The sequence below is a fragment of the Amycolatopsis sp. NBC_00438 genome (genome assembly GCF_036026695.1).
Taxonomy (GTDB): Bacteria; Actinomycetota; Actinomycetes; order Mycobacteriales; family Pseudonocardiaceae; genus Amycolatopsis.
The window spans coordinates 1043835-1066327 of the sequence record NZ_CP107923.1; the positions used below are offsets into that span (position 1 = coordinate 1043835).

Annotated in this window: 19 protein-coding genes; 7 read left to right on the forward strand and 12 right to left on the reverse strand. The window is 72.2% G+C overall.

The window, feature by feature from the left end; genetic code table 11:
- The first annotated feature begins 239 nt into the window (after positions 1 to 239).
- The 3 genes from OG494_RS05010 (at position 240) to OG494_RS05020 (ending at position 6688) form a co-directional block, all read left to right on the forward strand.
- The gene (locus OG494_RS05010) at positions 240 to 4178 is read left to right on the forward strand and encodes a Pls/PosA family non-ribosomal peptide synthetase (protein ID WP_328452393.1); all 3939 of its coding nucleotides are present in this window, start codon (positions 240 to 242) and stop codon (positions 4176 to 4178) included.
- 87 nt (positions 4179 to 4265) lie between these two features.
- The gene (locus OG494_RS05015; protein WP_328452394.1) at positions 4266 to 5681 is read left to right on the forward strand and encodes a M1 family metallopeptidase; all 1416 of its coding nucleotides are present in this window, start codon (positions 4266 to 4268) and stop codon (positions 5679 to 5681) included.
- 116 nt (positions 5682 to 5797) lie between these two features.
- The gene (locus OG494_RS05020; protein ID WP_328452395.1) at positions 5798 to 6688 is read left to right on the forward strand and encodes a peptidylprolyl isomerase; all 891 of its coding nucleotides are present in this window, start codon (positions 5798 to 5800) and stop codon (positions 6686 to 6688) included.
- A 141-nt stretch (positions 6689 to 6829) separates the two neighbouring features.
- Here OG494_RS05020 and OG494_RS05025 read toward each other — a convergent pair whose 3' ends face one another.
- From OG494_RS05025 to OG494_RS05050, 6 genes are all read right to left on the reverse strand, one after another.
- Positions 6830 to 8575 carry an FAD-dependent monooxygenase gene (locus tag OG494_RS05025; RefSeq protein WP_328452397.1) on the reverse strand — a complete coding sequence of 582 codons (1746 nt, stop codon included), beginning with the start codon at positions 8573 to 8575 and terminating at the stop codon, positions 6830 to 6832.
- Positions 8572 to 10368 (reverse strand): maleylacetate reductase and hydroxyquinol 1,2-dioxygenase domain-containing protein, encoded by a 1797-nt coding sequence (locus OG494_RS05030; protein WP_328452399.1) that lies wholly within the window; start codon positions 10366 to 10368, stop codon positions 8572 to 8574. Before OG494_RS05030 ends, OG494_RS05025 begins: the two co-directional genes overlap by 4 nt.
- A 73-nt stretch (positions 10369 to 10441) precedes the next feature.
- Complete coding sequence (locus OG494_RS05035; RefSeq protein ID WP_328452401.1) at positions 10442 to 11314, reverse strand: AraC family transcriptional regulator; 873 nt, start codon at positions 11312 to 11314, stop codon at positions 10442 to 10444.
- A 327-nt stretch (positions 11315 to 11641) separates the two neighbouring features.
- Complete coding sequence (locus OG494_RS05040; protein ID WP_328452403.1) at positions 11642 to 12436, reverse strand: siderophore-interacting protein; 795 nt, start codon at positions 12434 to 12436, stop codon at positions 11642 to 11644.
- Positions 12436 to 13326 (reverse strand): PDR/VanB family oxidoreductase, encoded by an 891-nt coding sequence (locus tag OG494_RS05045; RefSeq protein WP_328452405.1) that lies wholly within the window; start codon positions 13324 to 13326, stop codon positions 12436 to 12438. Before OG494_RS05045 ends, OG494_RS05040 begins: the two co-directional genes overlap by 1 nt.
- A gap of 3 nt (positions 13327 to 13329) precedes the next feature.
- Positions 13330 to 13956 carry an MSMEG_1061 family FMN-dependent PPOX-type flavoprotein gene (locus OG494_RS05050; protein ID WP_328452407.1) on the reverse strand — a complete coding sequence of 209 codons (627 nt, stop codon included), beginning with the start codon at positions 13954 to 13956 and terminating at the stop codon, positions 13330 to 13332.
- 67 nt (positions 13957 to 14023) lie between these two features.
- Here OG494_RS05050 and OG494_RS05055 point away from each other — a divergent pair, with 67 nt between their 5' ends.
- Positions 14024 to 14641, forward strand: coding sequence for a TetR/AcrR family transcriptional regulator (locus OG494_RS05055; RefSeq protein WP_328452409.1), 618 nt, complete (start codon positions 14024 to 14026; stop codon positions 14639 to 14641).
- On the opposite strand, the gene OG494_RS05060 is transcribed toward OG494_RS05055, so the two are convergent.
- From OG494_RS05060 to OG494_RS05070, 3 genes are read right to left on the reverse strand one after another with little or no spacing between them, the layout of a single operon-like run.
- Positions 14631 to 14888: a hypothetical protein gene (locus OG494_RS05060; protein ID WP_328452411.1), complete on the reverse strand. Its 258-nt coding sequence runs from the start codon at positions 14886 to 14888 to the stop codon at positions 14631 to 14633. The two genes, OG494_RS05055 and OG494_RS05060, sit on opposite strands and share 11 nt — an antisense overlap.
- Positions 14813 to 15955, reverse strand: coding sequence for a hypothetical protein (locus OG494_RS05065; RefSeq protein ID WP_328452413.1), 1143 nt, complete (start codon positions 15953 to 15955; stop codon positions 14813 to 14815). The genes OG494_RS05060 and OG494_RS05065 overlap by 76 nt, the downstream gene beginning before the upstream one ends.
- Positions 15956 to 15995: 40 nt before the next feature.
- Complete coding sequence (locus OG494_RS05070; protein WP_328452415.1) at positions 15996 to 16574, reverse strand: response regulator transcription factor; 579 nt, start codon at positions 16572 to 16574, stop codon at positions 15996 to 15998.
- A gap of 23 nt (positions 16575 to 16597) precedes the next feature.
- Here OG494_RS05070 and OG494_RS05075 point away from each other — a divergent pair, with 23 nt between their 5' ends.
- Positions 16598 to 17587 carry a sensor histidine kinase gene (locus tag OG494_RS05075; RefSeq protein ID WP_328452416.1) on the forward strand — a complete coding sequence of 330 codons (990 nt, stop codon included), beginning with the start codon at positions 16598 to 16600 and terminating at the stop codon, positions 17585 to 17587.
- Here OG494_RS05075 and OG494_RS05080 read toward each other — a convergent pair.
- From OG494_RS05080 to OG494_RS05090, 3 genes are all read right to left on the reverse strand, one after another.
- Positions 17529 to 18260, reverse strand: a complete 732-nt coding sequence (locus tag OG494_RS05080; RefSeq protein ID WP_328452418.1) for a polysaccharide deacetylase family protein — start codon at positions 18258 to 18260, stop codon at positions 17529 to 17531. The genes OG494_RS05075 and OG494_RS05080 overlap by 59 nt on opposite strands.
- A 121-nt stretch (positions 18261 to 18381) precedes the next feature.
- On the reverse strand, positions 18382 to 19188 hold the full coding sequence (locus tag OG494_RS05085; RefSeq protein ID WP_328452420.1) for an NAD-dependent epimerase/dehydratase family protein: 807 nt from the start codon (positions 19186 to 19188) through the stop codon (positions 18382 to 18384).
- A 25-nt stretch (positions 19189 to 19213) separates the two neighbouring features.
- Complete coding sequence (locus tag OG494_RS05090; protein WP_328452422.1) at positions 19214 to 20023, reverse strand: IclR family transcriptional regulator; 810 nt, start codon at positions 20021 to 20023, stop codon at positions 19214 to 19216.
- Between the two features lie 275 nt (positions 20024 to 20298).
- Between OG494_RS05090 and OG494_RS05095 the strand changes: the two genes are divergently transcribed.
- Both OG494_RS05095 and OG494_RS05100 read left to right on the forward strand, forming a co-directional pair.
- Positions 20299 to 21234: a 5-dehydro-4-deoxyglucarate dehydratase gene (locus OG494_RS05095; RefSeq protein WP_328452424.1), complete on the forward strand. Its 936-nt coding sequence runs from the start codon at positions 20299 to 20301 to the stop codon at positions 21232 to 21234.
- Positions 21234 to 22490 (forward strand): glucarate dehydratase family protein, encoded by a 1257-nt coding sequence (locus OG494_RS05100; protein WP_328452426.1) that lies wholly within the window; start codon positions 21234 to 21236, stop codon positions 22488 to 22490. Before OG494_RS05095 ends, OG494_RS05100 begins: the two co-directional genes overlap by 1 nt.
- The last annotated feature ends 3 nt before the right edge of the window (positions 22491 to 22493 follow it).

Genomic DNA, 22493 nt, shown 5'->3' on the forward strand with positions numbered 1-22493 from the left:
CGGCCGGTTGATCGCGCGTGTGACCTGCGCGTCACCCGGGTTCGTCCGGGGCGTGAGGTCCGACACTCCGCCGTGACCCGGGAGATATCTTTCCTTGATCCGCGAGTATGGTTGAGGGTCGTTGCGGGCGCCTCATTCCGGAGTGCAAGCCCGATAGAGGCTCGCGGAAGGTGAGTGATGGGCTTGTGCGCCCATAGTTCGTTGCTGCACGTCTTCGTCACGCTCGGGGTGTCCGGGCGATGACCGTCACGGTAGAACCGGCTGAATCCGCTTCGGAAATGACCGCGCCGCTGCCCTGCGTCGCCGAGGTGACCCACGCGCCGTCGACGTCCCCCGTCGCCGACCGTGCTCTCTTCTGGTCCGGGCTCGGCGCGAGCGAGCGCACGCTGCTCGACGTCCTCGCCGCCACGGCCGAGCGCCACCCCAACGCCGCCGCGATCGACGACGGCACCACCACCCTGACCTACCGCCGGCTCCTCGAAGAGATCGACGTCTACGGCCGCCGCCTGCGCGGGTACGGCGTCGGCGTCGGGGACCGCGTCGGCATCCGGATCTCCTCCGGCACCGCCGAGCTGTACGTCGCGATCCTCGCCACCCTGTCCGTCGGCGCCGCCTACGTGCCGGTCGACGCGGACGACCCGGACGAGCGCGCCGAGCTCGTCTTCGAAGAGGCCCAGGTCGCGGCGGTCGCCACCGACGGCAAGATCAACGTCCACAGCACACCTGGTGGCCGCGAGGGTGTCCCCGGCCCGGCCGACGACGCCTGGATCATCTTCACCTCCGGCTCCACCGGCAAGCCCAAGGGCGTCGCGGTCACGCACGCCTCCGCCGCCGCGTTCGTCGACGCCGAGGCCGAGCTCTTCCTCACCGAGGAGCCGATCGGCCCGGGCGACCGCGTGCTGGCCGGGCTGAGCGTCGCCTTCGACGCCTCCTGCGAAGAGATGTGGCTGGCCTGGCGCCACGGCGCCTGCCTGGTGCCGGCGCCGCGCGCGCTGGTCCGCACCGGCGTCGACCTCGGCCCGTGGCTGGTCGCGCAGAGCATCACCGTGGTCTCCACCGTGCCGACGCTGGCCGCGCTGTGGCCCGCCGACGCGCTCGAAGACGTCCGCCTGCTCATCTTCGGCGGCGAAGCGTGCCCGCCGGAGCTGGCCGAGCGCGTCGCCGTCGAAGGCCGCGAGGTCTGGAACACCTACGGTCCCACCGAAGCCACCGTCGTCGCCTGCGCCGCGCAGCTGACCGGCGAAGGCCCGGTCCGGATCGGCCTGCCCCTTTCGGGCTGGCAGCTGGCCGTGGTCAACGACGAGGGGCAGCCGGTCGCCATGGGCGAGACCGGCGAGCTCGTCATCGGCGGCGTCGGCCTGGCCCGCTACCTCGACGCGGAGAAGGACGCCGAGAAGTTCGCGGCCCTGCCGTCGCTGGGCTGGCAGCGCGCCTACCGCTCGGGTGACATGGTCCGCGCCGAAGCCGACGGCCTGCTGTTCCTCGGCCGGCTCGACGAGCAGGTCAAGCTCGGCGGCCGCCGCATCGAGCTGGGCGAGGTCGACGCCGCGCTGCAGGCCCTGCCGGGCGTGCAGGGCGCGGCCGCCGCGATCCGCCGCACCAAGGCGGGCAACCAGGTTCTCGTCGGGTACGTCGTCCCGGCGCCGGGCGTGACTTTCCGGCACGACGAGGCCGCGACCCGGCTGCGCGAGCACCTGCCCGCCGCGCTGGTGCCGCTGCTCGCCGTCGTCGAAGACCTGCCCACCCGCACTTCCGGCAAGGTCGACCGCAACGCCCTCCCGTGGCCACTGTCCACAGTGGACGCGGCCGGGCTGTCCCCGACCCAGGCGTGGCTCGCCGAGGGCTGGGCCGAGATCCTCGGGGTGTCGGTCGACGACCCGAAGGCCGACTTCTTCACCCACGGCGGCGGCAGCCTGACCGCCGCCCAGGTCGTCGCGCGGATCCGCACCCGGCACCCGCAGGTGTCGGTCGCCGACATCTACTCCTACCCGAAGCTGGGCGCGCTGGCCGCGATGCTGGACGCGCTGAGCGGCCAGGCCACCGAACGCCGGGACATCGCGCCGACCAAGCGCCGTGCCGGGGTGATCCAGACGCTGCTGATGGTCCCGCTGATGGGGCTGGTCGGCCTGCGCTGGGCGACCCTCGCCGCCGCGCTGTCGAACGTCCTGTCCCTGCTCGGGCTCGCCTGGGCGCCGACGCTGAACTGGGCGTGGCTCGTGCTGGCCTGGGCCGTGCTGTTCAGCCCGGCCGGGCGGATCGCGATCGCCGCGGGCGGCGCCCGCGTGCTGCTGTCCGGCGTGCGGCCCGGTACCTACCCGCGTGGGGGCAGCGTCCACCTGCGCCTGTGGACGGCCGAGAAGCTCGCCGAGTTCTCCGGCGCGGACAGCGTCGCCGGCGCGTCCTGGATGACGACCTACGCCAAGGCTCTCGGCGCGCGCATCGCCAAGGACGTCGACCTGCACTCGCCGCCGCCGGTCACCGGCTTCCTCAAACTGGGCCGCGGCGCCGCCGTCGAGCCCGAGGTCGACCTGTCCGGCCACTGGGTCGACGGCGACCGCGTGCACATCGGCAAGGTCCGCATCGGCGCGGAGGCCCGGATCGGCGCGCGCAGCACGCTGTTCTCCGGCGTCCGCATCGGCAAGGGCGCGGAGATCGCGGCCGGGTCGACCGTCCGCGGCGCGGTGAAGGCCGGCCAGCACTGGGCCGGTTCGCCCGCCGCCCCCGTCGGCAAGGACGGCAAGGACGCGAAGGACGCGCTGAAGTGGCCGTCGAGCCGCCCGCCGCGGTCGCACTTCTGGGCGACCGTGTACGGCGTGACCTCGGTGATCCTCGGCTTCCTGCCGGGCCTCGCCGCGCTCCCGGGCGTGGCGGTGCTGGGTTACGCGATCGCCGGCGCGCCGACGCTGCCGGCCGCGTTCACCCAGGCGCTGCTCTTCGTGCCGGTCGCGACCGCCGCGTACTTCCTGACCTACATGCTGTTCGTGCTCGTCGGCGTCCGGTCCCTGAGCATCGGCATGGTCGAGGGTTACCACCCGGTCCACGGCCGCGTCGCGTGGCAGGTCTGGGCCACCGAGCGGCTGATGAGCATGGCCCGCGAAGGCCTGTTCCCGTTGTACGCCAGCCTGTTCACGCCGGTGTGGCTGCGGCTGCTCGGCGCGAAGGTGGGGCGCAACGTCGAGGCGTCGACGGTGCTCGCGCTGCCGAAGATGACCCAGGTCGACAGCGGCGCGTTCCTGGCCGACGACACCATGGTGGCCACCTACGAGCTCGGCCACGGCTGGCTGCACGTCGCCCCGGCCCGGATCGGCAAGCAGGCCTTCCTCGGCAACTCGGGGATGACCGCGCCCGGCCGTTCGGTACCCAAGCGCGGGCTCGTCGGCGTCCTGTCCTCGACGCCGCTGCGGGCGAAGAAGGGCTCGTCGTACCTCGGCATGCCGCCGCTGCCGGTCCGCCGCGCGATCGGCGACGCCGACACGAGCCGCACCTACACCCCGGCGCTGCACCTCAAAGCGGCGCGGGCGCTGGTCGAACTGTGCCGGATCATCCCGGTCATGTGCGGGGTCGCGCTGAGCGTCACGGTCGCGTTCGGCCTGCTGTGGGCGGCCTCGACCTTCGGCTTCGGCGTCGCCGTGCTGCTCGCCGGGCCCGCCCTGCTGGCCGCCGGGATCGTCGCGGCGCTGACCGCGACCGTGATGAAGTGGCTGCTGGTCGGGAAGTTCCGCGAAGTCGACCACCCGCTGTGGAGCTCGTTCGTCTGGCGCAACGAGCTCGCCGACACCTTCGTCGAGACGCTGGCCGTGCCGTGGCTGATCGGGTCCCTCGGCGGCACCCCGCTGCTGGCGGCCTGGCTGCGCACGATGGGCGTCAAGATCGGCCGCGGTGTGTGGCTGGAGACGTACTGGCTGCCCGAGGCCGACCTCGTCGAGCTGGGCGACGGCGCGACGATCAACCGCGGCTGCGTGGTGCAGACGCACCTGTTCCACGACCGGATCATGAGCATGTCGCGGGTGACCCTCGACGAGGGCGCGACGCTCGGCCCGCACGGCATCGTGCTGCCGGGCGCGAGCATCGGCGCGCGCACCACGGTCGGCCCCGGGTCCCTGGTGACCCGCGGCGACGAGGTGCCGCCCGACTCCCGCTGGCTCGGCAACCCGATCTCCGCGTGGACGGGTAAGTAGAAGGTCACGAAGTACCCACCTGGCTCGCCCGACTCACCCGTCCGTGCGAGCCTGGTCCGGGTACGCACGAAGAAAGGTCCGCAACGGGTGATTTCGAAGGCCTCCGCTCCCGCACCCGGCGCGGACACCTCAGGCGACTCGTACCTCCCGGCGCACGGCAACGGCGGTTACCGGGTCCGGCACTACGACCTGACCCTGGACTACAAGGTCACGCCGAACCGGCTGTCGGCTTCGGCGGTGATCACGGCCGAGGCGACGCAGTCGCTTTCCCGCGTCAGCCTCGACTTCGGCGAGTTCCGGATCAACCGCGTGCTGGTCGACGGCAAGCCCGCGAAGTACCTCAAGCGCGTGCGGAAGCTGCACGTCAAGCCGCAGAAGGCGATCGCCGCCGGCAGCGGGTTCACCGTCGAGGTGTTCTACGTCGGCAACCCGCGTCCGGTGGGGAGCCGCTGGGGTGACGTCGGCTGGGACGAGCTGACCGACGGCGCGCTCGTGGCGAGCCAGCCGGTCGGCGCGCCGTCGTGGTTCCCCTGCAACGACCACCCGTCGGACAAAGCCGCCTACCGGGTCACCGTCACGACGTCGTCGCCCTACCTGGTCGCGGTCACCGGCGAGCTCGTCGACCGCTACACCTCGGCCAGCACGACGAAGTGGGTCTTCGAACGGCACGAGCCGACGGCGACCTACCTGATGAGCGTGCAGATCGGCCGCTACGACGACGTCGACCTGAGCGGCGGGGGCTGGTTCTCGCGCATGGGCGCGGTCGCGCGCCGGCTGAGCGTCGACATCGGGCGCGCGAGCGGGCAGGTGGAAGCGGTCCACGAGACCGTGCCGCAAAGCGCCGCCGTGCCGCCGCGGCTGCGCCGGCCGTTCGAGCACGACTTCGGCCGGCAGGGCCGGATGATGGAGGTCCTGCAGCGGCTGTTCGGCCCGTACCCGTTCGGCGAGTACCAGATCGTCGTGACCGACGACGACCTCGACGACCCGATCGAAGCGCAGGGCATGTCGATCTTCGGCGCCAACCACGTCGACGGCCGCCGCACGTACGAGCGGCTCGTGGTGCACGAACTGGCGCACCAGTGGTTCGGCAACAGCCTGACGGTGGCCGACTGGCGCCACATCTGGCTGAACGAGGGCTTCGCGACCTACGCCGAGTGGCTGTGGTCGGAGGAGTCGGGCGGCGAGCCGGCGCAGACCCTGGCGCGCACCTGGCACACCCGGATGAAGGCCAAGCCGGCCGACGTCCGCGTCGCCGACCCCGGCGTGGCCCGGATGTTCGACGAGCGCGTCTACAAGCGCGGCGCGCTGACGCTGCACGCATTGCGGGCGGAGATCGGGGATCCGGCGTTCTTCGCGTTGCTGAAGGCGTGGACGACCGGACACCGGCACGGACTGGTCACGACGGACGGGTTCGTCGCGCTGGCGGAGGAGCACGCGGGCCGCTCTCTGGGGACGTTCTTCACCCGCTGGCTGGACACCCCGGCGCTGCCGCCGCTGCCCTAGCCGTCGATGCGGTCGAACGTCCCCGGGGGCGCGAGCGGCCGGGGAGTTCCTCGGCCGTTCTCACCCGGACGGGTGGTCTTCCCGGCAGAATGGGGCTCTCGACGAGGGGAGCGCTGATGAGCGAGCCGGGGCCGCCTTACGGGTATCCGCAGTGGCAGCCGCCGCGGCCGCCGAAGAAGACGTCGCCGGCGGCCGTCGTGCTGATCACCGGCTCGGTGGTCGTGGTCGTCGTGATGGTGCTCGCCTTCCTGGCTTGGGGAGAACCCGGGTTCCTCCGGAAGCCGGAGGGCAACGCGGACGGCGTGTGGTTCACGACGGCGCCGTCCTCCTCGCAGCCGCCCGCGAGGATCGCGTCGCCGAGCGCCTCGGTGCCGGCGGCGGGCGGCCGGGTCCCGTTGCCGAAGCGGCCGAGGCCGCTCGCCGACCCGATCACGTGCGCGTTCACCCCCGCCCCCGGCACCCCCGCGCCCAAGAAGGCCACGCTGCCGCCGGACGGCCCGGCGCCGTCGTCGGGCACCATCCCGGTGCGGCTCGCGACCAGCGCCGGCGCCATCGGGCTGACGCTGGACCGCGCGCTGGCGCCGTGCACCGTGGTCAACTTCCTGAGCCTGGCCGAGCAAGGGTTCTACGACGGCACGTCGTGCCACCGGCTTTCGGTGGCGGACGGTCTGCGGATGCTGCAGTGCGGCGACCCGATCGGCGACGGCACCGGCGGCCCCGGCTACACGATCAAGGACGAGACGTTCCCCGAACTGACGTACGGCCGCGGCATCCTCGCAATGGCGAAGACGTCCGAACCCGACACGGGCGGCTCCCAGTTCTTCCTGGTGTACGGGGACACCCGGATCCCGCCGGAGTACACGGTGTTCGGCAGCATCGACGACGCCGGCCTGGCGGTGCTCGACCAGGTGGCCACCGCCGGCGTCGACCCGGCCAAGCCCGGCATGGGCGACGGCAGCGGCCCGCCGAAGATCCCGGTCACCTTCACCGGCATCACGACCCCGTAACCGGCGTACCCAGAGGGTCGGCTCGCGTACCCAGTGGGTCGGCTCGCGTACCCAAGGAGTCGGCTCACGAACCGACCCTCCAGATACGCGAGCCGACTGTCCAGGTACGCGAGCCGACCCTCCAGGTACGCGAGATTCCCGTTACGGGCGGTCGAGCAAGTCGCGGAGGGCGGCCAGGAGGGTGGGGACCGCCGTGGGGGACGACGTGTGGCTGCGCCAGGCGATGTAGCCGTCCGGGCGGACCAGCAGGCAGCCGTCCTCGTCGATGCCGCTGAGGCGGGACCAGTCGCCGTAGGCGTCGCGGGTCTCCGGGTCGCCGACGCGCACCGTCCGCAGGTCGAGGCCCAGTTCCGCGCCCACCTTGGCCGCGGCGTCGCCCCAGGCGGTGCCGGTGAGGCCGGTCAGCACCGTCCAGCGGCCACCGCCGACAACGTCCAAAGTGGACACCCGGCGGCCGTGTGCGCCGACCAGCCACGCGTGCGGCAGCTTCGCGCCCGGCTCGGTGCTGGGCCGGTGGAACAGCTCGGGATCGCGCCCGGAATCCGTCGGCGCGACGCCGTCGGGCAGCACCGCGCCGGAGATGTAGCGCTGGTCCATCTCGACGCCGTGCGCGTTGAACTCGTAGTGCTTCAGCTCGATCGCCTTCGCCAGCTCACGCCGTTTCGACGCGCCCTCGAGCGTCGGCGCGAGGCAGGTTTCGAGGCCCGCGGTGATGCCGTCGGAATCCGTGTCGCCGGCGATGCCGAGCGCGGCGAAGATCGGCCCGAACTGGTCACGGCTGAGGTTCGCCCGGTCGACGATCTGCTTGCCGACCGGCGCGCGCTCGGCGGTGTAGCTGTCCAGCAGGCCTTCACCCGCTTCGCCGCGCACGACCATCGCGAGCTTCCACGCCAGGTTGTAGGAGTCCTGGACGGACGTGTTCGACCCGAGCCCGTTGGACGGCGGGTGCCGGTGCACGGCGTCCCCGGCGCAGAACACCCGGCCGTTGCGGTACTCCGTCGCGTAGTTGTGGTTGACCGTCCACAGGGACGTCGAGGTGATCTCGACGTCGAGGTCCGGGTCGCCGACGAGGTCGCGCACCAGCCGCGTCGCCTCTTCGACGTCGACCTCGGGCGGCGCCTGCTCGATGTCGTAACCCCAGGTCAGCAGCCACTGGTTCCACGGCCGCACCATCCGGACCAGGCCCATCCCGATCCCGCCGAGGTGCGCGCCCGGCCGCATCACCCAGTAGAGGACGCTCGGCCGGTGCGCGACGTACGGCGCGAGGTCCGCGGTGAACGTGATGTTCATGCTGCCCGCCTTGCCGGTCTGCCCGGCGATCGGCAGGCCGGCCAGCTCGGCGACGCGGCTGCGCGCGCCGTCGGCCCCGATCAGGTACTTGGCGCGCAACGAGAACTCGTCACCGCGCACGCGGTCGAGGAACCGCGCGGTGACGCCGTCCTCGTCCTGGGTGAAGTCGAGGAACTCGGTGTCCAGCCGCAGTTTCGCGCCGCGCGCGGCGGCTTCGCTCGCCAGGATGGGCTCGAGGTAGGTCTGCGGCAGGTCGATCATGTGGCACGGGCTCGCGGCGGTGTACTCCGACGCCGACCCGGCGCCGGTGCCCCAGCTGGCGATCCGGCCGATCTCCGGCCCGGTCAGCGACGTGCAGAGCACGGTGTCGCCCATCAGGTCCGGCGGGGTGCCGACGGCCAGCGCCTGGTCCTCGACGCCGAGGTCGCGGAAGACCTCCATGGTCCGCTGGTTGGTGATGTGCGCGCGGGGCGTGTTGGCCATCCAGCCGTATTTGGTGGCGAGCACCGTGGGGACGCCGTAGGTGGCGAGCAGCAGCGCCGCCGAGCCCCCGGCGGGGCCGCTGCCGATCACTATGACGTCGGTGTCGTAGCTCATCTCGTGCTCCCGGGCTGGATGCGGAAAGTGAAGTCGAGCCGGCGCCAGAGCGCGGGCTCGCGGCCGTCCGGGGCGGGCCCGGACTGCTCGGTGAAGTCGACGATCAGGCCGTCCTTGACGCCGAACACGGTGTCGGAGTCCAGGTATTCGCCGCCGCGGACGAACAGCTGCGTGATGAGCGTCCGGTAGCCGGGTTTGGCGATCATGAAGTGCACGTGCGGCGCCCGGTAGGGGTGGCGGCCGGCGACGTCGAGCATCTGCCCGACCGGCCCGTCGGCGGGGATCGGGTACGCGCTCGGCACGATGGTCCAGAACCGCAGCCGGCCGTCGGCGTCGGTGCGGAAGCGCGCCCGCAGCACCGGGCCGTCGAGGTCGGGGAGCTGGACGTCGTATAAACCGTCCTCATTGGACTGCCAGACGTCGACGACCGCCTCGGGAACCGGGGCGCCGTGGGTGTCGGTGATCCGGACGTCCGTCCACAGTGGAGTACCGGGCAGGCCGGCCGCGAGGTCGGCGCCCTGCGGCGTCTCCGGCGGGCCCTCGACGTAGAACGGGCCCAGCACGGCCGACGGTGTGGTGTCGGGTGTGCGCGAGTTGGTCAGGACGTCGACCACGCTGGACACGCCGAGCGTGTCCGACAGCAGGATGAACTCCTGGCGGGTGTCGCTCGAAATCTGGCCGGTGCGGGTCAGGAACCCGATCGCGTACTCCCACTCGTCCTGGGTGAGGTCGGTGCGGATCGCGTAGCCGTGCAGCGTCTCGACGAGGTCGGTGAGCAGCTCGCGGACGCGGTCCGGCGCGTCCGCGAAGCTCTCGACGACCTGTTTCGTGAGCGCCGTGAGCACCGGGGTAGCCGTCGTGCGGGTGCCGTTCAGGGCCTGGCGCAGCAGGTCTTCCTCGGGCTCGCCGGCGATGTCGGGCTCGGTGAGCCCGAGTTCGGCCAGCGAGTGCGGGATCGGCAGGGACGCGGTCAGCTCGAAGACGTCGTTCGCGTCTTCGAGACCCAGGTGCGCCATGACGTACGGGAGCAGGACGGCGTGGGTTTCGGCGTGCGGCAGCCCGAACTTGCCGCCGAGGTGGTGGCACAGCTTGTGGTGCAGGCCCATCGAAACGCTGTCGAGGCACGAACCCGCCAGCCACGCGCCGCGCAGGGCGTCGGTCCGCGCGTCCACATCGGACGGATCGGCCACGATCCGCGGCAGCGCGTCCTCGAGCAGCCTCGTCGCTTCCGCGGCGAGCAGGTCCGTCATCGGATTGGCGTCCGGGGCGTAGCGCGCCTCGACGGCGTGGGCGAGCGCGTTGATCCCGCTCGCGGCCGAGGTGGCCACGGGCAGCGAGAGCGTCAGGCCGACGTCGTAGAGCACCACCTCGGGCCGCACCTTCGGGGACCGCTGCGTGGTCTTGCGGCCGTCGGCCGTCTCACCGAGCACCGAAGTCAGCTCCGAGCCCGCGTACGTCGTGGGCACGATCAGCTGCGGCAGGTCGGTGCGCAGGGCGAGCGCCTTCGCCAGCCCGGTGGCCGAGCCGCCACCGACCGCGACGACGCCGTCGACGCCGTGGTCGGCGACGACCTTCAGCGCGCGCTCGGTGACGTCGATCGGGGTGTGCATGGCCGCGTCCTCGAAGCGCGCGGCCAGCCGGGGGCCGAGCGCGGCCGCGGCCCGGTCGCCGTAGCGCGGGCCGGCGACGAGCAGGACACGCCCGAGTCCCAGCCGGTCGGCCTCCGCGCCGACGTCGTCGAGGGAGCCGAAGACCACCCGGACGGGGTTCGCGGCGTAGCTGAACGAGGTCATGCGAGGGAGTATCCGGCCCGGTCGGGGCCCGGTCCTGCACGTTCGTGCTGCGTCAAGGCACGAAACGCGCGTCTCAGCCCGCCCGGCGCAGGGCGCCCGGCGTGGTGCCGAGCTGGGCGCGCAGCACGCGCGTCAGGTGCTCCTGGTGCGAGAAGCCGCAGCGGACGGCGATCTCGGCGATCGGGTCGGTGCCGGTGCGCAGCAGCAGCCCGGCCTGCTCGACGCGCAGCCGTAGCAGGAACCGGTGCGGCGGCAGGCCGGTGCGGGCCTTGAACTGCCGGGAGAACTGGCTGACGCTCAGCCCGGCGAGCGCGGCCAGGTCGGCCAGCGGCACCGGCTCGGCCAGCCGGTCCGCCATCCGGTCGCGCACCCGCGCGAACTGGTGGTCCGACAGCCCGCGGGCCGGCTCGAGGACCCGGGCGCGGCCGGCGTGGTGGTGGCGGACGAGCTGCGCGGCGACGAGCGCGCCGAGCTGGTCGGCGTAGGTGCGCGCGCCCGGCTCCCAGTCGCGGACGACGCCGTCGAGGCTCAGCACGAGCTGTTCGAGCAGGGGATCGCTGCCGAACTCCTCGGCGAGCCGCACGGGCGCGTCCCCGCCGGCTGCTTCCTGCACGGCGTCGTCGGCGACGTAGACGTGCACGGTGTCGAGCTCCCCGCCCAGCTCGACGGACAGGTCCACGTGCGACGGCTGCAGGAACAGCCCGCCGGCGGGCATCCGCCGGCTCCGCTCGTGGGGGGTCCCGACGCCGCGCCGGACCGTCACGGGCCCGCCGAGGTGCAGGATCAGCTGGTGGCTGCGGGCCGGTCCGAATGCCGCGCGGTAAGGGCGTTCCCGCTGCTTGGAGAGGTAGACGCGATCCCAGCCGAGGCCTTCGCTGGTGCGTTCCGGACGGACCCAGGGCAGCGCGAGGATGCCGTTGGTGTCCGCCAGCCCGAGTTCGCCCACGCCTGCCTCCTCGACGTCGAGGCCGACCCCGATCGTACCCGCGCGAAGGGTCGGCCCACGTCCTCAAACAGTCGCCTCGCGTATCCAGCCAGTCGGCCCGCGTACTCAGAGGGTCGGCTCGCGTACCCAGGCAGTCGGCTCGCGTACTCAGGTGGTCGGCTCACGAACCGACCCTCCAGGTACGCGAGCCGACCTTCCGGGTACGTGAGCCGACCCTCCGGGTACGTGAGCCGACCTTCCGGGTACGCGAGCCGACCCTCCGGGTACGCGAGCCGACCCTCCGGGTACGCGAGCCGACTCTGTGGGTACGTGAGTCGACCGTCCGGGTCAGCCCGGGCTGGCGCGGCCGTGGCGCCAGTAGCCGAGGAACGCGATGTCGGACTTCGGCCAGCCGCGGTCGCGCACCAGGTGGCGGCGCACGCCGGTGGCGAGCGCGGCCTCCCCGGCGACCCAGCCGTAGGCGCGTCCGGGCGGCAGGTCGGCGTCCCGGACCGCCTGTAGCGCGAGCGTGCCCGGGCGGCCGGACTGCCGCCGGGGCAGCCAGTGCACCCGGACCCCGGGCAGGGCCTCGACCTCCCGGATGTCCGACTTCGCCGGCACCTCCAGGAACACCTCCGCCACCAGGTCGGCGGGAGCGCTTTCGAGGATCGCCAGGACCGCGGGCAGCGCGCTCTCGTCGCCGGCGAGCAGCTGCCACGACACGCCGGCCGGCGGCAGGTAGCTCACGCCGAGGTCGAAGACCCCGGCCGGGTCGCCGGGGCGGGCGCGACGGGCCCACTCGGCGGCCGGGGCGTCGCCGTCGTGCAGGGCGAACTCGATGTCGATCTCGCCGGGGCGGGACCGCCGGATCGTGTAGTTGCGGACCCACGGGCGGCGGCTCTTCGGCATCAGCAGCACCTCGGCCATCCAGCCCTCGTGATCCAGGGTCGGCATCCGCAGCCCGTCCTGCCCGGCGCGGGGGAAGAACAGCCGGACGGCCTGGTCGTCGCCCGCCGGCTCGAACTCCGCCAGCTCCGGGCCGCCCAGGGTGACGGTCCGGAACGCCGGGCTCGGCGCCGTGTTCGCCCGGACTTCGAGCGTGATCATCTTCCGCGTCTTCGCGCGGCGGACCTTCGGGATCATCAGACGTCCAGCACGAGCCGGGGCGAGACCGCGCGGGAGACGCACGCGTACATCCGGCCGGGCGGCGCGCCGATGTCGTCGCGGTGCTCGGGTTCGCCGTCGACGACCGCCAGCTCGCAGCTGCCGCAGACGCCTTCGCGGCAGCCTGACGGCACCGGGCGCCCGGCATGGGTCAGCGCGTCGAGCAGGGACTCGTCCGGCGGCACCTGGATCGTCCCGCCGGAGCGGGCACACACCACCTCGAACGCCGTGTCGGGCCCGAACACGCGGCGCGTGGGCCGGAAACGTTCGGTGTGCACCCGCGGGAACACGGCCTCGGCCGCGGCGAGCATCGACGCCGGGCCGCAGCAGTAGACCTCCGCGCGCGGGTCCAGCGCCGCGAAGTCCGGCCGGCCGCGTTCGGCCGTAGGGAACAGCCGGACGCGGTCGCCGTACTCGGCAAGGAGTTCCGAAGCGAACGGCATGGTCGTGAGCGACCGGCCCGCGTACACCAGCGTCGCCGCGGCGCCGGACGCGACGGCCGCCCGCAGCATCGGCACCATCGGCGTGATCCCGATCCCGCCGGCCAGGAACAGGTACTCCGGCGCCGGCACGAGCGGGAAGTGGTTGCGCGGCAACGAGACTTCGAGCGTCCGGCCGGGGCGCAGGTACAGGTGGACGTACTCCGAGCCACCGCGGCTGAGCGGGTCGTGGCGCACCGCGATCCGGTAGCTCGTGAGGTCGGCGGGGTCGCCGCACAGCGAGTACTGCCGGGTCAGCCAGTTCGGCAGCGCGAGATCGATGTGCGCGCCCGGCTCCCACGGTTCGAGGGGTCCTGCGTCTCCGTGCAGGACCAGGGAAACGACGTCGTCGGCGACCCGCTCGACGCGGTCGAGGATCGTCTTCTGCATGGGTCAGTACAGCTTCCGGTAGCCGGCTTCGAGCATGGCCTCGAACTGCGCCGGGTCGACGTCCACGCCGAGCTGGTCGGACACGATCTCGCCGGCCGAGGGCAGCTCGCCGGCCAGCGCCTGGCTCGCGGGATCCCAGAGCCGGGACCGGATCAGCGCGCGGCCGCAGTGGAAGAACACCTGCTCGACCTCGACGACGATGGCCAGCTCGGGCTCCTTCGCCTCGGTCCGCATCCGGGCGAGCACGCCGGGGTCGTCGGTGACGTACGCGCGGCCGTTGACACGCAGGGTTTCCCGCATGCCGGGGACGAAGAACAGCATCCCGACGCCGTCGTTCTCGGCGATGTTGCGGAAGGAGTCGGCGATCTTGTTGCCGGTGCGGTCGGGCATCGCGACCGTGTGCTCGTCGAGCACCTTCACGAAGCCGGGGTAGTCGCCGCGGGGCGAGCAGTCGGCGCGGCCCGCGGCGTCGGCGGTGGCCAGCGTGAGGAAGGGGGAGTGGGCGATGAAGCGGCGGGCGTGCCGGTCGACGTGGTCGCCGATCTTGGCCTCGATCATCGCCTCGGGCTCGCCCAGCCGGGCCCGCACCTCGACCATGGAGACTCGGTGCAGCGTATCTGTGCTGGTCATGACACAATTATGAGCAAATACTCAGGTCTTGCGCTACTCGCTTTCGAGGCGCGCGGAAGGGAGCGCCGTGCCGTCGGACCAGCGCCGCATCCAGCCACGTAAACAGCCGCGTCAGGTCCGCGCCGAGCTGACCCGGCAGCGGATCCTGACCGCGGCTGCTCACGTTTTCGGCGAGCACGGGTACGCCGCGGGCACCACCAACCGCATCGCCGAGCGGGCCGGGATCTCCATCGGCTCGCTGTACCAGTACTTCCCGAACAAGGACGCGATCCTCGCCGAGCTGCTGCTCCGCCACCTCGACGACGGCGCGGCCGCCACGGCGAAGATCCAGGCCGGGCAGCTGCCCGGCCCGATCGACGAGGTCTTCCGCGTCTTCGTCCGCGGCGCGATCGACACCCACCTCGACGAGCCCCGGCTGCTGCGCGTGCTGCTGGAGCAGGCGCCGCGGTCACGGCACCTGCTGGAGAAGGTCGAACGGCTCAAGCTGTCCCTGGTCACCTACCTGCGGGAGCTCCTGGACGGCCACCCCGAGGTTCGGGTCGCCGACACCGAGACGGCGGCGCGGCTGATCGTCACGACGGTCGAGCTGGTCGTCCACCAGCTCGTGGCCGACCACGAGCCGGTGGACGTCGCCCGGCTGGAGGACGAGATGGTCGCGATGCTGACGCGCTACGTCAGGGGGTGAACTTCCGGGCAGGTCGGTCGAGCAGCCTCATGAGCATTTCCGCTTCCTCCGGGCTGACCGGGAGGTCCTCGTCGGACGAGTCGGCGGTCTCGAGGCTGCGCAGCAACGTCGTGGGCTCCCAGCGGCCGCGGCCGGCGTAACGCTCGGCCCGCGCGCTGTCCCTTCCCCGGATCAGGGCGTGGGCGCGGCGGACGTCGAGCCCGTCCGCGAACGTCCGGAAGACGCCGTGGTAGTGGCCTTGCCACACCTGGCGTTGCTTGAACTGGCGCACCCGCCGGGCCAGTTGGAAGGCGTGCGTGACTTCGGTGTCCGGGGCGGCTTCCTCGACCGTCCAGTACGGGTGCTCGGCGACCTTCGCCAGCAGGCCGGACGCCGTCCACTCGAGGTCGCGCCCGAAGACCCGCTCGGTTCCGTCGTCGAGGTGCACCACCGCGCGCGGGTAGGCCTGCCGTCGTGGAGCAGGAAGCAGCGTGACCGGGGCAGCCGCGCGGTGATCCGCTCGACCTCCTCTGCGCTGAGGGGCAGGTTGCGGTGCCAGTCATCGCGGAGCTGGTCGGAGCGGACCCACAGCCCGTCGCGGACGTAGACCTCTTCGACCCCGTTGTCGCGCCGGACCACGGAACAGACCTCGTCGAGGTCGATCCGGGGGAACGGGCCGGGCAGGATCCCGAAGTACTCGACGGTGCCCGTCCGGCGGGCCCGCCGGACGCCGGTCGCGAGCGCGAACAGCAGCTTTTCCGCCTGGTGCTCGGGGATCTCCTCGAGCCGAAGCCCCGGCGGAACGGGCTCCCACCGCAGGTTCCGCGTGTGGGCCTCGGCGAACGCCGGGATGCGGCGAACCACGGCGACGGGGTAGGAAAGGTCGTCCCAGGCCACCGACCACTGGGGAGTGGCGACCTGCCAGCGGAGCCGGTCGTGTTCCGCCTCGGTGACCGGCAGCGACACGGTCCCGGGCGGGTCTTCCGCCGCCGCCCGCCAGGTTCCGTCGGCGCCGAGCCGTTCGCGGACGCCCTCGCGACAGCGCAGCAGAGCTTCGGGGCGCTTCAGCGTGTCGGCGAAAGAGGCGCTTTCGAGGTGCACGAAGTACTCGTACTCCCCTCGCCATTCCGTGCGTTGACGTTGCTCGCGGACGTGCCGGGCGATCGCGTACCGGTACTGCTCGAAGTCCTCGTAGCCGCACTCTTCGGCGGCCGCGTCCGGCAGGTCGGCCGGTACCCATTCCAGATCGTGGGTGAACGCCTTCGCCGACTCGTGGAACAGCTCGACCACGGCGGACGGGACGGCCGAGCCGTCGCGGATGACGTAGTAGCTCATGTGGATCCCCCTGCACCGAGGGTAGCCGAAACCGGTCTGCTCAGGAATCCTTGGCCAGCAACGCCGCCTGGGTGCGGCTGGTCACACCGAGCTTGGCCAGCACGTTGCCGACGTGCGCCTTCACCGTCCGCTCGGCCAGCCGCAGCCGGGCCGCGATGTCCTTATTGGACAGTCCCTCGCCGAGCAGCTCCAGCACGTCCCGCTCCCGCGGTGTCAGCGTGCCGCCCGCCGTGAGCGCCGACGCGACCGCCGGGCTCAGCGCCGTCACGCCCTCGTGGGCGGCTCGGACGGCGGCGGCCAGCTCCTCACCCGAGGAGTCCTTCAGCACGAACCCGGCCGCGCCCGCGTTGAGGGCGTCGCGAATCTCCCGGGGACGGCCGACCGTGGTCAGCATCAGCACGCGCGGCGCCGGCGGCCGGAGGCGGCGCAGGACTTCGAGGCCGTCCATGCCGGGCAAGTAGAGGTCGAGCAGCACGACGTCGGCGGCCACGGACGACGCCAGCAGCTCCTCCCCGCTGCCGTACTGCGCGACGACGTGGAGGTCCGGCCGGGCGCCCAGCACCAGGGCAAGCCCCTCGCGCACGACCGCGTGGTCGTCGACGACCTGCACCCGGATCATGCCCGCACTCTACTGTCGGCCCCATGCGCCAGTCCCTCGTCACGACGTCCGCGGCAGCCGCGGTGTTCCTCGCCGGCGGTGCCTGGACCCCGCACCAGGGCTGGGTCGCCGCCCTGCTCGGCGGGGTGCAGCTGGTGCCGCTGCTGTGGTCCCGGCGTGCGCCGGCCGTCGTGCTGGTGGTCGTCACGCTGGCGACGGTCGGGCACCTGCTGCTCGACCAGCCGCGCAACACGATGTACGTCCCGGTGCTGCTGGCGCTCTACAGCACTCCGCGACGGTGGCTCGCGACCTCCGCCGCGCTCGCGATCGGCGCGGCGGTGTTCCCGGCGAAGGGACCGATCGACGGCACGGTGCTGGCCGTGACGATCTGCGCGGTCGCCTGGCTGCTCGGCGCCGAACGCCGCCGCGCGCTCGCCGACCGGGCCGAGCGCGCCGCGCGGCGGCTGCACGACACCCTCGCCCAGACCACGGCCGTGATGCTGGTGCAGGCGGAGACGCTGCGCGCGGTCGGCGACCTGACCGACGCCGACCGCGAGCGGCTCGACACGCTGCTGGCCGCCGGACGCGGCGCCTTGACGCTGGTCCGCCGCACGCTGGACGACCTGCGTCTGGACGAGGACCGCCCGGACGGCCTCGCCGAGGTGCTGGCCCGGCTCCGCACCGCCGGGCTGGTCCTCGACCGCGACCCGGTGCTGCCCGCGCTGCCTCGCCCGGTGCGCGAGCTGGCCGAACGGTTCGTCGCGGAGACGGCGGTGAACGCGTTGCGCCACAACGGTCCCGGCGTCCGGCTGCGCCTGGACGTCGAGACCGGAGACCGCGTGCGGATCACCGCCCGCAACACGCTCAAGGGCACACCGCGCGCCGGCGGCGGCTACGGCCTGGCCGGGCTCGCGGAACAGGCCACGGCGGCCGGGGGCGAGCTGAGCCACGGTCCGCACGACGGCGAGTGGATCGTCAGTGTTGTGCTGCCAGCAGCTGCGACACGGTCACGAACCGGAAGCCGCGCTGCTTGAGCCCGTCGAGGATCGGCCCGATCGCCTGACGCGTCTGCTCGCGTGAGGCGTACATCGCGTGCAGCAACACGATCGAGCCGGGCCGCACCTGGGCGAGCGTGGTCGCCGTGATCGTCGCGGTGTCCGGCAGGCCCGCGGAGTCGGGCTCGACGTCACAGGTGATCGTCGTGCGGCCGTGCTCGGCCAGGTAGTGCGGGAGGGCGAAGAGCTTCTTGCCGTTCGGGGGCCGGAACAGGATGTCGCCGGAGTAGCCCGTGGTGCGGATGAGCGCGTCGGTGGCCTCGACCTCGTCGGCGACCCACGCGGGCGTCACGCCGATCATCCGGTCGTGCGAGAAGCTGTGGTTGCCGAGCTCGTGCCCGGCCGCGGCGATGTCGTGGGCCAGGTCCGGGTGCTCGGCGATCTCGCGGCCGATGAGGAAGAAGGTCGCGGCCACCTGACGGCTCTTCAGCGTGTCCAGGATCGTGTGGGTGCCCGCCGGGTCGGGCCCGTCGTCGAAGGTCAGCGCGACGACCTTCTCGGTGGGGTCGACGCGATCGACGAGGGTGCCGAAGAGCTGGAACGTCCGCGAGTCGGCGACCCGCAGCAGCGTGTACCCGGCGGCCAGCACCACGACCAGGACGCTCGCCACGACGATCGTCCACTTCCGCGCGCGGCGGGATCTCAAGATCATGCGCCGACCCTGGCCTGACCCTCTCGGCCCCCGGAACCCGCGAAGGTACTAGTACCAAAGCCGTGAAGGCCTCCTTACCGGCTCTTATGGCCGGTAAGGAGGCCTTCACGGCTTTACGGGCTCAGAGCGGGTTGAACTCGCCGAGGGGGGCGGTGCAGAAGGGGCCGCCGACGTACTCGGCCGCCGCGCCCGTGGGAGCCGGGCGGGAAGCCAGCTGCTCCGCGTAGACCTCGGCGTCGTCCAGGGACTTGTACCCCAGCGCTTCGGCTTCGGCCAGGGAGTAGATCCGGCGGGTGTTGTCCGAGACGCCCCAGATCAGCCGGTAACCCGGTGACGGCGCGGCGAGGCAGGCTTCGAACAGGCGGGCCCCGTCGTCGGGGGAGAGCCACGTCGTGAGGCCGCGCGGGCCCAGCGGCAACGGCGTCTCGAAGCACGAGCCGATGCGGATCACGATGACGTCCATCCCGAACCGCGAGTGGTACAGGCTGCCGAGCGCCTCGATCACGGCCTTGCTGACGCCGTAGTACGTGTCCGGGCGGGGCGAGGAGTCCGCGGGGAGGTCGTCGTCGTTGCGCCGGAAGCCGACGGCGTGGTTGCTGGACGCCAGGATCACGCGCTTGACCCCGGCTTCGCGGGCGGCTTCCAGCACCGTGTGGGTGCCGTCGATGTTGACGTCGAGGGTGGCGGCCCACGAGTTCTCGCGGCTGTGGCCACCGAGGTGGATCAGCGCGTCGACGCCTTCGCACGCCGACGCCATCGCCGCCGCGTCGGTGACCGACGCCGTCACGATTTCCTCCGAGGCGTCCGACGCCGTCTGCGGGGCCACGTCGAGCAGGCGCAGCACCCGGCCCGGGCGCCGCAGGCGGGGGCGCATCAGGGTGCCGACGACCCCCGCCGACCCGGTGATGAGCACACGCTGGTCCGTCATGGAGTTCCTTCCGTAAGGGCGGCGGTCAGCGAATCCCGGCCCGGCGCAGCTGCTGCCCGAGCTCGGCGGTGGTCTCCGCGAGCAACTCGCCGACGCGCTGGGCGTCGGCGTCGGTCACCTGGGAGATGGGCATCGAGCAGCTGATGGCGTCCGTGCCCGGGATCCGGTAGGGGATCACCGCGGCGACGCACCGGACGCCCAGCGTGCCCTCTTCGATCTCGGCGGCGTACCCGCGCTCGCGGGTCGCGGCGCACTCGGCGTGCAGGGCTTCGAGCGAGGTGATGGTGTTCGGGGTCAGCGGGATCAGCGTCGACGGCAGCAGCGCCTCGATCTCGTCGTGCGTCAGTTCGGCCAGCAAGGCCTTGCCCAGCGCGGTCGCGTGCGTGGGCAGCGTGCGCCCGACGCGCGAGACGAGGTGCGTGGAGCGCTGCGACTCCCGCGTCTCCAGGTAGACGACCTCGGTGGCGTTGCGGCGCGCGAAGTGCGCGGTGAACCCGGTCTTCTCCCGGATCCGCTCGAGGGCCTCGGTGGCGAACGGGACGACGGCGTCGCGGTCGAGGTAGGCCGTGCCGCAGATCAGCGCGCGGACGCCGAGGCGGTAGCGGGCGGTGTTGGCGTCCGCCTCCAGCCAGCCGGCTTCCAGGAGCGTGCGCAGCAGGCCGTGCAGCGACGAGCGCGGGAACCCGGTGCGCGCGTGGAGATCGGAGAGCGAGAGCCAGACGTCGTTCGCCGCGAAGGTCTCGATCAGATCGACGGCCCGGCGCGCGGATTTCACCCCTGACGACTCGGCCGGCGCCCCGTCGGTCGCCGCCGGGTTGTCCACCTTTTGCGGCATTTTCGCGCCTCCGTCCGGCCGTTGACTTGTGACTCCGGCCATATTAGCGTCCCGAACAACGTTCTTATGGATGAACATAATCACTATAACAGACCGCGTTCAAGGATGTGAATATATCGTCGGGACTTGCACCCCCGCCGCGCATGCCACCGTCTCCTGCGCTCATGTGCCAGTGAAGCCGCTCGAGTACAACGGAGACATGGGGGACCTGGTGCAGCACCGCGAAGCAGCACCGAGCACGGCCGAAACCGACAAAAGGACGAGAGCGGAAACTGATGGCACAGAACGAGATCGAGCTGGACGGCCTGCTGGCGTTCCCCCTCACCCCGTTCACCGAGGACCTCGAGGTCAACCTCGACGCGCTCGCGGAGAACGTGGAGAGCCACATCGCGGCCGGCGCCGGTGCGCTGTTCGTCGCGTGCGGCACCGGCGAGTTCAGCTCGCTCTCGCCCGCCGAGCACGCCGCGGTGCTCGCCAGGTCCCGTGAGGTGGCCGCCGGCCGCGTGCCGGTCTGGGTGGGTGCCGGTGGCGGCGCCGCGTCGGCGCGGGCCGGTGTCGCGGCGGCCGAGGCCGGCGGTGCGGACGGCGTCCTGCTACTGCCGCCGTACCTGGTTTCCGGGCCGCAGTCGGGTTTGGTCGACTTCGTCCGCTACGCCGTCGGCGACACGTCCGTGCCGGTGATCGTCTACCACCGCGGCACCGGCGTGTTCACCGCGCCGGCCGCGGCGTCGCTGCTCGACATCCCCTCGGTCGTCGGGCTCAAGGACGGCTACGGCGACGTCGAGGTGATGACCCGGATCGTCACCACGATCCGCTCGCTCGACACCGACCGCGCGCGGGACTTCCTGTTCTTCAACGGGTTGCCGACCGCGGAGATGTCCGCCAAGGCGTACGCCGCGATCGGCGTCGCGCGGTACTCCTCGGCTGTGCACTGCTTCGCGCCGGAGATCGCCCACCGTTTCCACCGCGCGCTCGCCGAGGGCGACAACGCGACGATGGACACCCTGCTGGCCGGGTTCTACCTGCCGCTGGTGGCATTGCGCGACGAGTCGCCCGGCTTCGCCGTGTCGCTGGTCAAGGCCGCCGCCCGGCTGCGCGGCGACAAGGTCGGCTCGGTCCGGCCGCCGCTGGTCGAGCCGACGCCAGAGCAGATCGACCGGCTGCAGAAGGTCGTGGAGGACGGCTTCACGACCCTGAAGGCGCTGAGCTGATGAAGATCCTCGACGTGGTGCTGACCCCGGTCGCGTTCGCCGACCCGCCGCTGCTCAACGTCATGGGCGTGCACGAGCCGTTCGCGCTGCGCGGCATCGTCCAGGTCAAGTGCGAGGACGGGATCGTCGGGCTCGGGGAGTCCTATGGGGACGAAGCGTTCCTCGGCGAGGTGCGCAAGGTGCTGCCGCGGCTGCGCGGCCACGACGTCTTCGACCTGCCCGGCCTGCAGCGGCTCGTCGCGCAGGCGCTGTCGGGCACCGTGCTGACCGACGCGCACGGGCTGATCGGCGGGTTCTCCATCCGCAAGACCGTCGCGAGTGTGTACTCGCTGTTCGAGGTCGCCTGCCTGGACGCGCAGGGGCACCTGCTCGGCCGCCCGGTGAGCGACCTGCTCGGCGGCAAGGCGCGCGACGCCGTCGAGTTCTCCGCGTACCTGTTCTACAAGTACGGCAAGCACGTCGACGGCCGCGAGGACTCCTGGGGCGAGATCACCACACCCGAGACCCTGGTCGGCTCGGCGAGGCGGATGATCGACGAGTACGGCTTCCGCTCGATCAAGCTCAAGGGCGGCGTTTACGAGCCCGCGCAGGAGGTCGACGGGATCCGCGCGCTGGCCGAGGCGTTCCCCGGCCACCCGCTGCGGATCGACCCGAACGCCGCGTGGACGCCGGAGACCGGCATCCGCGTCGCCGCCGAACTGGACGGTGTCCTGGAGTACCTCGAAGACCCGACGCCGGGCATCGAGGGCATGGCCCGCGTCGCCGAGCAGGCGTCGATGCCGCTGGCCACCAACATGTGCGTGGTGAACTTCGGCGACGTCGAGCCCGGCTTCCGGGCGCGCGCCATCGGCGTTCTCCTGTCGGACCACCACTTCTGGGGCGGTCTGCGCGCCACCCAGTCGTTGTCGGTGACGTGCGAGAGCTTCGGCGTCGGCCTGTCGATGCACTCCAACAGCCACCTCGGGATCAGCCTGGCCGCGATGGTGCACGTCGCCGCGGCGACCCCGCACCTGACCTACGCCTGCGACACGCACTGGCCGTGGAAGGTCGAGGACGTCATCGAGCCGGGCGTGCTGGAGTTCCGCGAGGGCGCCGTCGCCGTGCCGACCACGCCGGGGCTGGGCGTCACGATCGACGAGGACGCGCTCGCGAAGCTGCACGAGAACTACGTCCGATGTGGACAGACCAAACGGGACGACGTGACCTACATGCGCCAGTACGTCGAGGGTTTCGAGCCGAACACGGCGAGGTGGTGACCC